At 62.4% G+C, this 13,942-nt stretch carries 13 protein-coding genes; 9 read left to right on the top strand and 4 right to left on the bottom strand.

The window, feature by feature from the left end:
- The first annotated feature begins 5 nt into the window (after positions 1-5).
- The 8 genes from QCE79_RS09160 (at position 6) to QCE79_RS09125 (ending at position 7,244) form a co-directional block, all read left to right on the top strand.
- Complete coding sequence (locus QCE79_RS09160; protein WP_250465179.1) at positions 6-848, top strand: 3',5'-nucleoside bisphosphate phosphatase; 843 nt, start codon at positions 6-8, stop codon at positions 846-848.
- A 108-nt stretch (positions 849-956) separates the two neighbouring features.
- Positions 957-1,586 (top strand): L-threonylcarbamoyladenylate synthase, encoded by a 630-nt coding sequence (locus tag QCE79_RS09155; protein ID WP_244825584.1) that lies wholly within the window; start codon positions 957-959, stop codon positions 1,584-1,586.
- A 104-nt stretch (positions 1,587-1,690) separates the two neighbouring features.
- The gene (locus tag QCE79_RS09150; RefSeq protein WP_244825582.1) at positions 1,691-2,356 is read left to right on the top strand and encodes a site-2 protease family protein; all 666 of its coding nucleotides are present in this window, start codon (positions 1,691-1,693) and stop codon (positions 2,354-2,356) included.
- A gap of 4 nt (positions 2,357-2,360) precedes the next feature.
- Entirely contained in the window at positions 2,361-3,563 is a 1,203-nt protein-coding gene (locus tag QCE79_RS09145; RefSeq protein WP_244825581.1) for a tryptophan--tRNA ligase, read from the top strand.
- Positions 3,563-4,159 carry a bifunctional 2-polyprenyl-6-hydroxyphenol methylase/3-demethylubiquinol 3-O-methyltransferase UbiG gene (locus QCE79_RS09140; RefSeq protein WP_250465176.1) on the top strand — a complete coding sequence of 199 codons (597 nt, stop codon included), beginning with the start codon at positions 3,563-3,565 and terminating at the stop codon, positions 4,157-4,159. Before QCE79_RS09145 ends, QCE79_RS09140 begins: the two co-directional genes overlap by 1 nt.
- 63 nt (positions 4,160-4,222) lie before the next feature.
- Positions 4,223-5,128, top strand: coding sequence for a 4-hydroxy-tetrahydrodipicolinate synthase (dapA, locus tag QCE79_RS09135; protein ID WP_250509232.1), 906 nt, complete (start codon positions 4,223-4,225; stop codon positions 5,126-5,128).
- Between the two features lie 172 nt (positions 5,129-5,300).
- Positions 5,301-6,443, top strand: a complete 1,143-nt coding sequence (bamC, locus tag QCE79_RS09130) for an outer membrane protein assembly factor BamC (RefSeq protein WP_244825578.1) — start codon at positions 5,301-5,303, stop codon at positions 6,441-6,443.
- A gap of 27 nt (positions 6,444-6,470) precedes the next feature.
- A complete protein-coding gene (locus QCE79_RS09125; protein ID WP_309843549.1) occupies positions 6,471-7,244 on the top strand; it encodes an MBL fold metallo-hydrolase in 774 nt (257 codons plus the stop codon).
- Positions 7,245-7,355: 111 nt separating this feature from the next.
- On the opposite strand, the gene QCE79_RS09120 is transcribed toward QCE79_RS09125, so the two are convergent.
- Positions 7,356-7,610, bottom strand: coding sequence for a hypothetical protein (locus QCE79_RS09120; protein WP_244825575.1), 255 nt, complete (start codon positions 7,608-7,610; stop codon positions 7,356-7,358).
- 269 nt (positions 7,611-7,879) lie between these two features.
- A complete protein-coding gene (locus QCE79_RS09115; RefSeq protein ID WP_309843546.1) occupies positions 7,880-9,127 on the bottom strand; it encodes a cupin domain-containing protein in 1,248 nt (415 codons plus the stop codon).
- 33 nt (positions 9,128-9,160) lie between these two features.
- Here QCE79_RS09115 and QCE79_RS09110 point away from each other — a divergent pair, with 33 nt between their 5' ends.
- Entirely contained in the window at positions 9,161-9,706 is a 546-nt protein-coding gene (locus tag QCE79_RS09110; RefSeq protein ID WP_244825571.1) for a peptidylprolyl isomerase, read from the top strand.
- Positions 9,707-9,757: 51 nt separating this feature from the next.
- On the opposite strand, the gene QCE79_RS09105 is transcribed toward QCE79_RS09110, so the two are convergent.
- Entirely contained in the window at positions 9,758-11,092 is a 1,335-nt protein-coding gene (locus QCE79_RS09105; RefSeq protein WP_309843543.1) for a hypothetical protein, read from the bottom strand.
- Positions 11,079-13,781 (bottom strand): DNA mismatch repair protein MutS, encoded by a 2,703-nt coding sequence (mutS, locus tag QCE79_RS09100; RefSeq protein ID WP_309843542.1) that lies wholly within the window; start codon positions 13,779-13,781, stop codon positions 11,079-11,081. Before mutS ends, QCE79_RS09105 begins: the two co-directional genes overlap by 14 nt.
- Positions 13,782-13,942: the final 161 nt, after the last annotated feature.

The raw sequence follows: 13,942 nt of genomic DNA, 5'->3' as shown, positions 1-13,942 counted from the left end.
AAATCATGAAGCCGACGATCAACGCCGATTTGCACTGCCATTCCACCGTCTCCGACGGCCAGTACGCGCCTGCGCAGGTCGCGGCGCGCGCGCACGCCGGCGGCGTCGGATTATGGTCGCTCACCGATCACGATCAGCTCGGCGGCCAGCGCGAAGCGCGCGAGACGGCCGAGGCGCTCGGCATGGGCTATTTGCCGGGCGTCGAGATTTCGGTGACGTGGGCGGGGCGCACGGTTCACATCGTCGGCATGAATGTCGATCCGGACAACGCGGAACTGCAGCGCGGGCTCGAAGCCACGCGTAACGGCCGTGCGGCACGCGGCGTGGCTATCGGCGAAGCGTTGGCGGCAGTCGGTATTCCGAACGCGCACGAAGGCGCGCTGCGCCATGCCGAGGACCCCGACATGATTTCGCGCGTACATTTCGCGCGCTTCCTGGTGGAAGAAGGCTACGCCAAGACCACGTCCGACGTGTTCGCGCGCTATCTCGGCGAGGGCAAGCCGGGTTACGTCGGCCACTGCTGGGCGAAACTCGCCGACACGGTGAAATGGATTCGCAACGCGGGCGGCGAGCCGATCATCGCGCATCCGGGGCGTTACGATTACAGCCCGCTCGAATTCGCCGCGCTCTTCGACGAATTCATCCAGCTCGGCGGCCGCGCCATCGAGGTCGTCACCGGCAGCCATACGCCGGATCAGTATCGCGAATATGCGGATGTCGCGCGTCGTTACGGCTTCGAAGCCTCGCGCGGTTCCGACTTCCACGGCGCGGGGGAAGGGCGCGTCGATCTCGGTCAGTTGCCGCCGTTGCCGGACGATCTCACGCCGGTCTGGGAGCGTTGGCTGTAAGGCGTCCGCACGGCCCGTGCTCCCTGCGTCATCCGAATTTTCCGTACGCGCGGCACGCCTGGGCGCTCGCGTGGCGTTGCGGGCACGAGCGAACAAGAAGGCATCGTCATGTCTCAATTCTTTCGGATTCACCCCGACAATCCGCAGCCGCGGCTCATCAATCAGGCTGTGCAGATCATTCGCGATGGCGGGATCGTCGCGCTGCCGACCGATTCGAGCTACGCGCTCGCCTGCCATCTCGACGACAAGACGGCGGTCGAGCGTCTGCGCCGGATTCGTGGGATTGACGACAAGCAGTTGCTGTCGCTGCTCGTGCGCGATCTCTCGGAGCTGTCGAATTTCGCGATGGTCGACAACACGCAGTACCGGCTCATCAAGTCCGTGACGCCGGGCCCTTATGTGTTCGTGCTGCAGGCGACCAAGGAAGTGCCGCGCAGGCTGTCGCATCCGTCGCGCAAGACAATCGGGCTGCGCGTGCCGGATCACGCCATCACGCTGGCGCTGCTCGAAGCGTTGGGGCAGCCGCTGCTTGGCTCCACGCTGATCCTGCCGCCCGACACGGAACCGCTCAACGACGCGGAGGAGATCCGCGAACGGCTCGAAAAGCAGATCGAACTCGTGATCGATGCAGGCGCTTGCCCGGCCGAACCCTCGACGGTCATCGATCTTTCCGGCGGCGAACCCGTGCTCGTGCGCGCGGGACGCGGTAGTCTGGAACCGTTCGGTCTCGCCGCGTAAGTTTTCGTCCACGCGCTTAAATCCTGCACGAACCGCCGGCGCGGCGCTTGGCATCGCGCCGCCTTCGTCTGCTCTCGCCTGCCTGCTTGATACAATACCGCCCTATGGATGCTTCCCTGATACAAACCATCGCGGTCTACGCGCTCCCGGTGATCTTCGCGATCACCCTGCACGAGGCCGCGCATGGCTACGCCGCGCGTCTGCTCGGCGACAACACGGCCTACGTGCTCGGCCGTGTCTCGATGAACCCGATGCGGCATATCGATCCCATCGGCACTATCGTGATTCCCATCGTGCTGTATTTCGTGACGAGCGGCGCGTTCATGTTCGGCTACGCGAAACCGGTGCCGGTGGCCTTCGGCAATCTGCGCAATCCGCGCTGGGGCAGCCTCTGGGTCGCAGCGGCGGGTCCCGGTAGCAACTTCGTGCAGGCGCTCCTGTGGGGCGTGATCGCGGTGCTGCTCGCGGCTTTCAATGTCGACGAACCGTTCTTCACGCGCATGGCGGCCGCTGGCGTCGGCGTGAATCTCGTGCTCGGCGTGCTCAATCTCTTTCCGCTGCCGCCGCTCGATGGCGGCCGCGTGCTCATGGCGCTATTGCCGGTACGCGCGTCGATCGCGTTTTCGAAGCTCGAACCTTACGGTTTCTTCATCGTGATGGCGCTGGTCGTGACGGGCGTGCTCACACGCTACTGGCTGAGTCCGCTCGTCGGCGTCGGTTACGCGGCGGTATCGGCCATACTGAATCCCTTCGCTTCACTATTCCCATAAAACCATGTTCCCTGACCGTATCTTCTCCGGCATGCGGCCGACCGGCTCGCTGCATCTCGGCCACTATCACGGCGTGCTGAAAAACTGGGTGCGGCTGCAGTCCGAATACCCGTGTTTCTTCGCCGTGGTCGACTGGCACGCGCTCACGACGCACTACGAGACGCCCGAGGTCATCGAGAAAAACGTCTGGGAAGTGCTGATCGACTGGCTCGCGTCGGGTATCGACCCGGCGCAGGCCACGCTCTTCATTCAGAGCCGCGTGCCGGAGCATGCGGAACTGTCGCTCCTGCTCGGCATGGGCACGCCGCTCGGCTGGCTGGAACGCGTGCCGACCTACAAGGAACAGATCGAAAAGCTGCGCGAGAAAGATCTCTCCACTTACGGCTTTCTCGGCTATCCGGTGCTGATGGCGGCGGACATTCTGCTGTATCGCGCCTCGCTCGTGCCGGTCGGCGAAGATCAGGTGCCGCACGTGGAGATGACGCGCGAGATCGCGCGCCGCTTCAACTACCTGTACGGCAAGGAACCGGATTTCGAGGAGAAGGCGCTCGAAGCCGCGAAGAAGCTGGGCGGCAAGCGCGCGAAGCTGTATCACGAATTGCGCGTGGCGTATCAACAGGAAGGCGATGACGAAGCGCTCGAACAAGCTCGCGCGATGCTGCAGGAATCGCAGAGCCTGTCGATGAGCGATCGCGAGCGCCTGTTCGGCTATCTGGAAGGCGCGCGCAAGCTGATTCTCGTCGAGCCGCAAGTGATGTTGACGGAAGCGTCGCGCATGCCGGGTCTCGACGGCCAGAAGATGTCGAAGTCGTATGGCAACACCATCGGCTTGCGTGAGGACGCCGAGACTATCGCGAAGAAAGTGCGCACCATGCCGACCGATCCGGCTCGCGTGCGACGCACCGATCCGGGCGATCCGGACAAGTGCCCGGTCTGGCAACTGCATCAGGTCTATACCGACGAAGCCACGCACGAGTGGGTGCAAAAGGGCTGCCGCAGCGCGGGAATCGGTTGCCTCGACTGCAAGCAACCGGTGATCGAAGGCATCTTGCGCGAGCAGCAGCCCATGCTCGAACGCGCGCAGAAGTACATGGACGATCCTTCGCTGTTGCGCGCCATCGTCGCGGACGGTTGCGACAAGGCACGCAAGTTCGCCGTCGAAACCATGCGCGACGTACGCGAGGCAATGGGCCTGTCCTACAACTGATGGACGCTGGCACGCCGAGCGGTTGGGTCACGCGCTGGGCGCATCTCATTGCGCCCGGCGCTTCGGTACTCGATGTCGCATCCGGAAGCGGCCGCCACGCGCGCTGGCTCGCGGCGCGCGGGCACGCGGTACTGGCCGTCGACCGTGACGCCGATGCGCTCGCCTCCATGTCCGCGCTGCCCGACATCGCGACGTTGTGCGCCGATCTCGAAGGCGCGCCGTGGCCGCTGGCTGGCGGCCGGACGTTCGGGGCGGTCGTCGTTACGCGCTATCTGCATCGTCCGCTTTTCACGCATCTGATTCATGCGCTCGCGCCGGGCGGCGCGCTTATCTACGAAACCTTCGCGGCCGGCAACCAAACCGTCGGTAAACCGTCCAATCCTGCGTTTCTGCTCGAACCTGGCGAGTTGCTCGAAGCCGTGCGCGGCCGTCTGCGCGTGATCGCGTATGAAGACGGTTTCGTCGATGCTCCGCATCCTGCCTTCGTGCAACGAATCTGCGCTGTACTCGTTCCAGAGCCCGCAAAAGCCGGCGCGATTGAGGACACAACCGGTAACACACCCTCGGGTTGGCCACGTTACGAATTGACCGGGTAATCCGCTACAATCGCGGTATCGCGCTTTTTGCGACTAAATTTTCGATTAAATTCATAGAGTTTCATGACAAACGGAACACTTGGCGGCATCCAGATCCGCGGCAGCATTCCTGCCATCGTCACACCGATGCACGAGGACGGTAGTCTCGATTTGCCGGCGTTTCGAAAGCTGATCGACTGGCACGTCGCGGAAGGCTCGAATGGACTGGTCGTAGTCGGAACGAGCGGCGAGTCCGCCACCTTGTCGGTGGAAGAACACGTGCTGATGGTGCAGACGGCCGTCGAGCATACGGCCAAGCGCTTCCCGATCATCGCGGGCGCGGGCGGCAATTCGACGGCAGAGGCCATCGAGCTGTCGAAGCAGGCCAGAAAGGTCGGCGCCGATGCCACGCTACAAGTCGTTCCGTATTACAACAAGCCGACGCAAGAGGGCATGTACCGCCACTTCCGAGCGATTGCGGAAGCCGTCGACCTGCCGGTGATTCTCTACAACGTGCCGGGCCGCACCGTGGCCGACATGAGCAACGAGACCATCCTGCGTCTTGCCGAAGTGCCCGGCATCATCGGCGTGAAGGAAGCCACCGGCAATATCGATCGTGCGGCGCATCTCATCAAGCACGCGCCGGCGCATTTCTCGATCTATAGCGGCGACGATCCCACCGCCATCGCGCTCATGCTGCTCGGCGGCCACGGTAACATCTCGGTGACGGCCAACGTCGCGCCGAAGGCCATGAGCCAGTTGTGCCGCGCCGCGCTCGAAGGCGACGCCATCACCGCACGCCGTATCCATCTCGGCTTGCTGTCGCTGCACAAGCAACTCTTCTGCGAAGCGAATCCGATTCCGGCCAAGTGGGCGCTGCAAGCGCTCGGCCGCATGGAAGGCGGCATTCGTCTGCCGCTCACGCCGCTCGACGAGCGCTACCACGACGTGGTGCGCGACGCGTTGCGCGAAACCGGGCTGCTCGCCTGATCGGGCGCGGCGGGCGACCTTATCGAAATCATCGAGACGCCAGCACCGCCGCAAGTGATCGAAATGAGCCACTTCATCAGTCATCAACCGCCGTTCATTGGCCCCGTCGGCCCGCACGAATAACGCGGGAACGACGCGAGGCAATGCGTCATCAGCAGCAAAGAAGGACCTCATGAACCGTTCCGCTCTTCTTACTCAAGCCAAACGCCTGAGCGTGTTGTCACTCGGCGTCAGCGCCGTCTTCGCGCTTGCCGGCTGCGATACGCTCAACGACTGGCTCGCGCCGGACCGCGTCAACTACAAGGCTGCTGAGACCGCGCCCGCGTTGGCCGTGCCGTCCGATCTTTCCACCGCCGACATCAGCCAGCGTTACGCCGCGCCGCCGAAGGAAAACACGCTCGGCGGCACCGCCGCGCGTTCGGTCACGCCGGCCGGCAACACCACGCTCGGCGTGCCGACAGCGCAAGATCCGTACGGCATGCACGTGGAAAGCGATGGCGACCGTCGCTGGCTCGTCGTCGACGGCCGTGTGCCCGACCAAGTCTGGCCGCAACTGCAGGAGTTCTGGACGGAGAACGGCTTTACGCTCAAGACCGACTCGCCGCAGACCGGCATCATGGCGACCGACTGGGCCGAGAATCGCGCGAACATTCCGGACGACTGGTTCAGAAAGAGCGTCGGCAAGCTGATCGACTTCGCGTATTCGTCGGGTACGCGCGACATGTTCCGCACGCAAGTGGATCGCGCGGCGGACGGCTCGACCGACATCAACGTCACGCATAGCGCGATGGAAGAAGTGCTGACGGGTCAGGACAAGACTTCGTCGCGCTGGGAAACGCGTCCGCGCAATCCGGCGCTCGAAGCCGCGATTCTCGTGAAGATCATGCAGAAGTTCGGCCTGACCGAAGACCAGGGCAAGAAGCTCGTGACGCAGGCGCGTCCGGCGGGCGCGAAAGTCGCGGTCGATTCAGCCGCGGGCGGCTCGACGCTCGATCTGGCGGAACCGTTCGATCGCGCGTGGCTGCGCGTGGGCCTCGCGCTCGATCGCACCAACTTCACGGTGGACAATCGCGACCGCGCGAAGGGTCTCTACTACGTGCATTATTCGGACTCCATGGCGGAGCTGAAGAAGGAAGGTTTCTTCGGCAAGCTGTTTTCGAGCAACACGCCCATGCCTACACGCCAGTTCTTCGTCAACGTGAAGCCGAAGGCGGATGCGCTTACGCAGATCGCCGTGGTAGACGCCAACGGCCAGCCGGACAATTCATCTGATGCGCAGCGTATCGTGTCCTTGCTGCACGCGCAGTTGAACTGAATATTCGCGTATCGACATGGACACATTGTGAGATTTGCGAGCCTCGGCAGCGGTAGCGAAGGCAATGCATTGCTCGTCGAGGCGACGAGCGGCACGACCACCACGCGCGTGCTGCTCGACTGCGGGTTCTCCGCGAAGGAAGCCGAGCGCCGGCTCGCGCGGCTCGGCTGCCGCGCGGACGAGCTCGATGCCATCGTCATCACGCATGAACACACGGATCATATCGGCAGCGCGCTGACGCTTGCGCGCAAGTGGTCCATTCCATTGCATATGAGTTGGGGCACGGCGCGCGCATGCGGCGCCGACGAAGCGAACGTACAGCTCAACGTGTTGTGGGGCGATGAGAGCGTCGCCATCGGCGATATCAGCCTCTTGCCTTACACGGTGCCGCACGACGCACGAGAGCCCTTGCAGTACGTGTTTTCGGACGGCTCAAGCCGTCTCGGCGTGCTAACCGACGTGGGTGTGTCGACGCCGCACATCCTGAACGTGTTGAGCGGGTGCGATGCGCTTGTGCTCGAGTCCAATCACGATATCGACATGCTCGCGGGAAGCCGCTATCCGGCTTCGTTGAAGGCGCGCATCGGCGGAAAGCACGGACACCTGAATAATGACGCCGCCGCTGCGATTCTCGCGGCGCTCGACCGTTCGAAGTTGCGTCATCTGGTTGCCGCGCATCTCAGTCAGCAAAACAATCTGCCGCATCTGGCGCAGGCTGCGCTCGCTAGCGTAGTGGGTGCGTCGGCGGTGGATGTCGTCGTTGCAACGCAGACCGAAGGGTTCGATTGGCTCGCGCTTTGATCATCTAAGCAACTCGCATAGAAAACGCAGGCACAAAAAAACCGGCCCAAAAGCCGGTTTTTTTGCATGCAAGCTGCAATGAAGCAGCCCGCACTAAGTAAGGACTCAACCTTACTGGCTTGCGCCCGAAGCCGGGGCAGCCGACGAAGCGGCAGCGTCCGATGCTGCGCCAGCAGCCGAAGCTGCGTCGCTTGCAGCGGCCGAAGCGCTCGATGCTGCAGCGTTTGCGTCCGAAGCAGCAGCCGCCGGTGCCGAAGCAGCCGACGTATCGCTTGCAGCGCTCGGAGCAGCCGAATCGCTAGACTTGTTGCATGCAGCAAGAGCAACAGCAGCCAACAGGGATGCTACGAGGAGGGATTTCTTCATGATCACGTCCTTTTATGGTTAAAGGTAAGCAACAGCGCAAAGTACCGGTAATGTGTGCTCCAACACCGACCTGGGCCGCTGTGGAGCCCCACAATATTTTTTTGTTGTGAGACATCCTACGGCTTGGCCGGAAATTATAGGCACTTTCGACGCGACCGTCGATAAATCGGGGGCCGATACGTTGTCTTTCTCATACAAATTTTCATATTGCGGGACAGCAAAACAATTAGTTCCGCAAATACTTGGCGGCACATTGGCTGTCAAGCAATTCAGATCAAAGAGTCCAGCTTAATCCAGCCCGCACAATACCATTCGTGCAGCATCGATGTCATTGAAGAATCATCTGTAAGTGTTACAAAGCGTTTCCCTTCAAGGCAACGTGCATCGGCCAGTTCGGGAAGCCACTTTTTAGCCCTTGCAGTTAACGCTTCGGCCTCGCCATTAACAAAATAAGACGTCTTGTCATAGAGCAGAATAGTCTTACGGTCGAGCGTTATACCTGCCTTCTTCGCGCGCTCGACAAACTTTTGCTGATTAAGCGCACGCTCTGGTGGATCAAAAACGACATTCGCTTTCGGCTCACTCAAATAACTGCCTAAAAACGCCGCGATATCCTTTTCGGTCCATTTGATATCCGCAAGGATCGAGCCAACCCGGTCGAGCAGAAGCTGCGGCAAAAGCGCGGGTTTCGTAACCGGCTCCTGTTGCGGATCGCGATAGCGCGCCTGCGCTTTTGCGTTCGCCGGTGTATCGCCCATGCGTTCGGCTAGGTGATAGAGGAACTGCGCCGTGAGTTCTCGCGTGGAAGGCGCGCGAAAGCCGATAGAGCAAGTCATGCACTCGCCCTCGGCGATCCCGTCATGCGCGATATGAGGCGGCAGATACAGCATGTCTCCCGGCTCCAGCACCCATTCTTCCTCAGGCTCGAAGTGCTGTAAAACTTTCAACGGCATGTCGGGTTTTAGCGAAAGATCGCGCTGTGCGCCGAAGCGCCAGCGGCGCTTGCCATGCACTTGAAGCAGGAACACATCGTAAGAGTCAAAGTGCGGGCCGACGCCGCCGCCATCCGTCGCATAGGAGATCATGAGATCGTCCAAACGCGCATCGGGGATGAAGCGAAAGCAGTTCATCAACGCGGCGGCGCGATCGTCATGCAGGTTCACGCCTTGCACGAGCAGCGTCCATTCGCGCTTCTTGACGGCCGGCAGTTCGTCGGATGCGAACGGTCCGTGCTCCATGTTCCACGTATTGCGAAAATGCGTGATGAGGCGCGATTCGACGTCGTCGAGATCGGCGAGTTCGAAGAGTTCGTCGCGCGACAGCGGCGCCTTCATGCCGGGGAACGCCTGGCGAATCAGGAGCGGCTTCTTCTGCCAGTAACGCCGCATGAACTGTCGCGGCGTGCGGTTGCCCAACAGAGGCGTAGGCTCGTCGGGTAACGGTGCGCCAGGCTTGTGCATGTTGGGACGCAGGCTGGAATCGGGGATGGGTGTTGCTTCAGGTGGCCGCTTGGGCATCGTATAATCGAGGCTTGTATCTTGGAGGATCCAATGAAAATTGCGAAAGACACTGTCGTTCTGGTCGCTTACAAGCTATCGGATGCACAAGGCAATCTGATCGAGGAAAGCGACGAGCCGATGGTCTATCTGCACGGCGGCTATGATGGCACGTTCCCCAAGATCGAGGAAGCGCTCGATGGTCGCGAACCCGGCTATGAAACGTCCATTCAACTGGAGCCGCAAGATGCATTCGGCGAGTACGACCCTGAACTCGTGAAGATCGAGGAACGCAGCCGTTTCCCCGAGCCGCTCGAAGTGGGCATGCAGTTCGAAGGCACGCCCGAAGACGCCGACGACGAACTCGACTCGCTCATTTATACGGTGACCGACGTTGCCGAAGACAAGGTCGTGCTCGACGGCAATCATCCGCTCGCAGGCATGGCGCTGCGCTTCGCATTGTCGGTGCAGGAAGTGCGCACGGCCACGGAAGACGAAATCGTGCATCAGCACGCGCATGGCGCGGACGGCCTTCAAGTGGCCGACGACGAAGACGATGACGAAGAGCCGCCGAAAGACGCGGGCCCCACGCTGCACTGATCATCTTGTTTGATGCAGTCCGAAAAGCGCAGCGCTTGCTGCGCTTTTTTTTTAATATCGATTGCTTTCGTTCGAGCCTTGAGGCGCTGCACCGTTCTGTACGCCCGATGCCGGCAATGGAAACAATGGCGGCATGGATTGCGGCGTGAAGACCGGTGGCAGGTCCGATGCAGGCGGCTGCGGTAAGGAAGGTGGCGCGGGCAACGGAGCGGGGAGGTCATCGCGCGGCAAGGCGGGCGGCGTGGTTGGCGGCACGATGGGCGCCGCATAAGAAGACGCACCCAGTGGTGCAGACGAACCGCTCGATTGCGCAGGTGCTTCGTTTTGCTGATCGTTGCTGTCGCGCTTGCGGACATCGCTCACGTTGCGCACGCGCAGCCGGAATGGCGGATGCCAAGAAGCATCGCTCTGAACTTCGAGCCACTGCGTCTGCGGTTGCTTCAACGCAATGGCAACCCGCGTGAGATTCGTCACCACCAATCCCTTGTCGTTGTGCAAGGGCTGATCGATATGAAAGCCGCTCGGCTCGCTGGCGTCGCCGCCATGAATGACGATCACCGGTCCGCGAAACGTCTCCGCCGCTTTCACGAGGCTGCGCTTCAGTTCGAGAAAGCCGTCGCGTACCGGGTTCGTGCGCGAAAAGCGCAGCCATGCAAAACGATCGCGCTTTTCATAGCGCGCGAAATCCGGATCGCCCTGCATGAGCACGACGAGCGCGCGCATGCCCGAACGTCGCGCCGATTCCGCCGCATGTTCGAGCCAGAACGTGGTCGCCACCGCGCGATCCTCGAACTCGCCGTTGCGCCCGCCGGCCGTCAGGTAGTGATTGTTCGGGCTCGGCGCATTGAGTCCGATGAACGCGACGCCGTTCGCTTGCCAACGCACGATCTCGCGGAATGAGCGAAAGCGCGCGACATCGCTTTCGCGTGCGAGCGTGAGCGGGTTCTGTCCAAGTGAGCCTGCATCGCCGAAAAATTGCTGACGCACGAAATCGAGCCGTTCGACCGGATCGTATGAGCCTGAGCGCGCCGAGCCGCAATCGGCCCAGTCGTGTTCGCCGAGCAGCATGATGAGCGGCGTGCGCGATGCATCGAGAAGATCGTGACGCGACTGATACACGCTGTCGCGGCATGCTTCGGCCGGTCCCTTCAGATTTCCGTCATAGACGATGAACGCCAGATTCCGATCGCGGCCGATGGCATCGAGCATTTGCCGCACGGGCGCTTCGTCGGCGGGACGCGAAAGAGAATCGGCAATGACGGCGAAGGTCAGCGGCCCGTTGTCTTCGCCTTGAGCGTGGGCGTGCGTGAGCGCGGCACCAAGCAGTGCCGCCGCGCAGAACGCGCGCATCAGACCGCCCGCCGAGAGGCGCTCAACGCGCGTCATCCGCCGCGGACTTCGCCATGTCGTGCAATTCGAACAGCAGTTCGAGCGCATCGCGCGGACGCAACTCGTTCGGATCGAGTGAACGCAGCTTGTCGAGTGCGGGATGCTCGGGCGGCGCGTGAACCGGCGATGCTTCCGGCTCGTCTTCATAATGGTAAGCCGGGCTCGCGAAGAGATCGTATTGCGGCGTCGGCTGGCCGATGGACTGCTGCTCCAGATGCGCGAGATGCTTGCGCGCCGCGCGGATCACCGCGGACGGCACGCCAGCCAGTTGCGCGACTTGCAGACCATAACTCTGATTGGCCGGACCTTCATTGACCGAATGCAGGAACACGATGCCATGATCGTGCTCGACGGCCGAAAGATGCACGTTGGCCGCCTGCGTGAACTCCGTGGGCAGTTGCGTGAGCTCGAAGTAGTGCGTGGCGAAGAGCGTGTAGCAGCCGTTATGCGTGAGCAGATGGCGCGCGATGGCCCATGCCAGCGCGAGGCCATCGAACGTGGACGTGCCGCGCCCGATTTCATCCATCAGCACGAGGCTGGATGCGCTCGCGTCGTTGAGAATGGCGGCCGCTTCGGTCATCTCGACCATGAACGTCGAGCGCCCGCCCGCGAGATCGTCCGCCGCACCGATTCGCGTGAAGATGCGGTCCAGCGCGCCGAAGCGTGCGCGCTTCGCCGGCACGTAGCTGCCGACGTGAGCCATGAGCGCGATCAACGCCGTTTGCCGCATGAAGGTGGACTTGCCGCCCATGTTCGGACCGGTGATGAGCAAGAGCTTGCGCTCTTGCGACAGGCAACAGTCGTTGGCGATGAATTGCTCGACCTGCGCCTCGACCACGGGATGCCGTCCTTGTTCGATATCGATGCCCGCACCCGCGGCGAACTCGGGCGCGACCCAGTCGAGCGCATGCGCGCGTTCGGCGAAAGCGCCGAGCAGATCCAGTTCGGCGAGCGCTGCCGCGACGCGCTGACAATCTGCAATGAATGGCAGCAGATTTTGCAAGAGCGCGTCGTAAAGCAAGCGTTCACGCGCGAGCGCCCGCTCTTGCGCCGAAAGCGCTTTGTCCTCGAAAGTCTTGAGTTCGGGCGTGATGTAGCGCTCGGCGTTCTTGAGCGTCTGCCGGCGCCGGTAGTCGTCGGGCACTTTGTCAGTCTGTCCGCGCGTGACTTCAATATAGAAGCCATGCACCTTGTTGAACTCGACACGCAAATTGGTGATGCCCGTACGCGCGCGTTCGCGTGATTCGAGATCGATCAGGAACTGATCGCAGTTCTCCGAAATGTCGCGCAACTCGTCGAGGTCCGTGTCGTGGCCGCGCGCGATTACGCCGCCGTCCCGGATCAGCGCGGCAGGCTCGGGCGCGATGGCGGCCGTGAGCAAATCGAGACACTCGCGCGGCGGTTCGAGCGCTTCGCCAATGCGCACGAGCGCCGCCGTCTGCGCGGGCACGGCTGCCACCAAGGCGCGCAGATCGGGCAGGGCGGCGAAGGTATCGCGCAGGCTCGACAGATCGCGCGGACGCGCCGACAACAGCGCAAGACGCCCCGTGATGCGTTCGATGTCCGAGATCTTGCGCAACGCGCTTCGCAACGCGTCGAGACCGCTCGCGGCGGGCGCATCGAGCAATGCGCCGATGGCATGCTGACGCGCCTGCGCAATCGACGTATCGCGCGGCGGATGATGCAGCCAATGACGCAACAGACGGCTGCCCATGGTCGTGCAGCAGGTATCGAGAAGCGAGAACAGTGTGGGCGATTCCGTGCCGCGCAACGTCTCGGTGAGTTCGAGATTGCGGCGCGTGGAAGGATCGAGCCCGATGTACTCCGACTCGTATTCCACCTTCAGGCTGCGCACGTGGCGCAACTGCTGGCCTTGCGTGGCGGCCGCGTAGATGAGCAGCGCACCCGCCGCGCCGCACGCGCAGGTGAGGGTCTGCGCGCCGAAGCCGTCGAGGCTCGCTACATCCAGTTGTTCGCCGAGACGCTTGGTGCCGGAGCTAACGTCGAAATGCCATGCGGGCACGCGCGTGGTCGCCGTGAGATTCGTCACGCCGAAGGAAGCGCGCGTGTCGGTGACGGTATCCGCGATAAGCGTTTCCGCCGGACGGATGCGTTCGAGCGCCGTGCTCACTTGCTCGGGCGCGACTTCCGCGAGCCGCAGCGCGCCGCTCGCGAGATTGAGCCACGCGAGGCCGACGCTCGTCACCACGCCGCGCCGGTTGTGCATGGGGCAGAGCGCAAGCAGATAGACGTCGCTTTTATCGGCGAGGAGCGCCGCGTCGGTCAGCGTGCCGGGCGTGACCACGCGCATGACCTTGCGTTCGACCGGTCCTTTCGATGTCGCCGGGTCGCCGATTTGCTCGCAGATCGCCACCGATTCGCCGAGCTTCACCAGCTTGGCGAGATATTGCTCGCATGCGTGATGCGGCACGCCCGCCATGCGGATTGGATTGCCGTTCGACGTGCCGCGTTGCGTGAGCGTGAGATCGAGCAGGCGCGCGGCTTTTTCGGCATCGTCGAAAAAGAGCTCGTAGAAGTCGCCCATACGATAAAAGACGAGCGTGCCGGGATGCTCCGACTTGATGCGCAAGTACTGCTGCATCATGGGAGTGTGCTGCGCGATATCCGCCGGAAGCGCGGCCGCTGCATTGGAAGAAGGTTCGGGAGTTGCCGTTTGATTGCCCATCTTGCGTGCGGTAAGTGCAAAGACGCCGGGCGCAGCGTGCGTTCAGCCGCGCGCCAACTGATAGGGCATGAGTTTAACCTGTCGGGCACGTGCGAGAGGAGTCGGCCGAACGGGCTAGGGTCGAGAACGTGCTCCAGTAACGATGAAAGAACGAAGGCGCC

Source organism: Caballeronia sp. LZ003, from assembly GCF_031451465.1.
Classification (GTDB): Bacteria; Pseudomonadota; Gammaproteobacteria; order Burkholderiales; family Burkholderiaceae; genus Caballeronia.
The sequence above is the reverse complement of the archived record's forward strand: the minus strand, read 5'-3'. Positions and strand labels throughout refer to the sequence as shown.

Bases quoted from the DNA above. Each gene is read 5' to 3' on its own strand.
- QCE79_RS09145 (WP_244825581.1), top strand. From the start codon at position 2,361: ATGTTCCCTGACCGTATCTTCTCCGGCATGCGGCCGACCGGCTCGCTG.
- dapA (WP_250509232.1), top strand. From the start codon at position 4,223: ATGACAAACGGAACACTTGGCGGCATCCAGATCCGCGGCAGCATTCCT.
- QCE79_RS09150 (WP_244825582.1), top strand. From the start codon at position 1,691: ATGGATGCTTCCCTGATACAAACCATCGCGGTCTACGCGCTCCCGGTG.
- QCE79_RS09105 (WP_309843543.1), bottom strand. From the start codon at position 11,092: ATGACGCGCGTTGAGCGCCTCTCGGCGGGCGGTCTGATGCGCGCGTTC.
- QCE79_RS09120 (WP_244825575.1), bottom strand. From the start codon at position 7,610: ATGAAGAAATCCCTCCTCGTAGCATCCCTGTTGGCTGCTGTTGCTCTT.
- QCE79_RS09160 (WP_250465179.1), top strand. From the start codon at position 6: ATGAAGCCGACGATCAACGCCGATTTGCACTGCCATTCCACCGTCTCC.
- bamC (WP_244825578.1), top strand. From the start codon at position 5,301: ATGAACCGTTCCGCTCTTCTTACTCAAGCCAAACGCCTGAGCGTGTTG.
- QCE79_RS09110 (WP_244825571.1), top strand. From the start codon at position 9,161: ATGAAAATTGCGAAAGACACTGTCGTTCTGGTCGCTTACAAGCTATCG.
- QCE79_RS09115 (WP_309843546.1), bottom strand. From the start codon at position 9,127: ATGCCCAAGCGGCCACCTGAAGCAACACCCATCCCCGATTCCAGCCTG.
- mutS (WP_309843542.1), bottom strand. From the start codon at position 13,781: ATGGGCAATCAAACGGCAACTCCCGAACCTTCTTCCAATGCAGCGGCC.
- QCE79_RS09140 (WP_250465176.1), top strand. From the start codon at position 3,563: ATGGACGCTGGCACGCCGAGCGGTTGGGTCACGCGCTGGGCGCATCTC.
- QCE79_RS09155 (WP_244825584.1), top strand. From the start codon at position 957: ATGTCTCAATTCTTTCGGATTCACCCCGACAATCCGCAGCCGCGGCTC.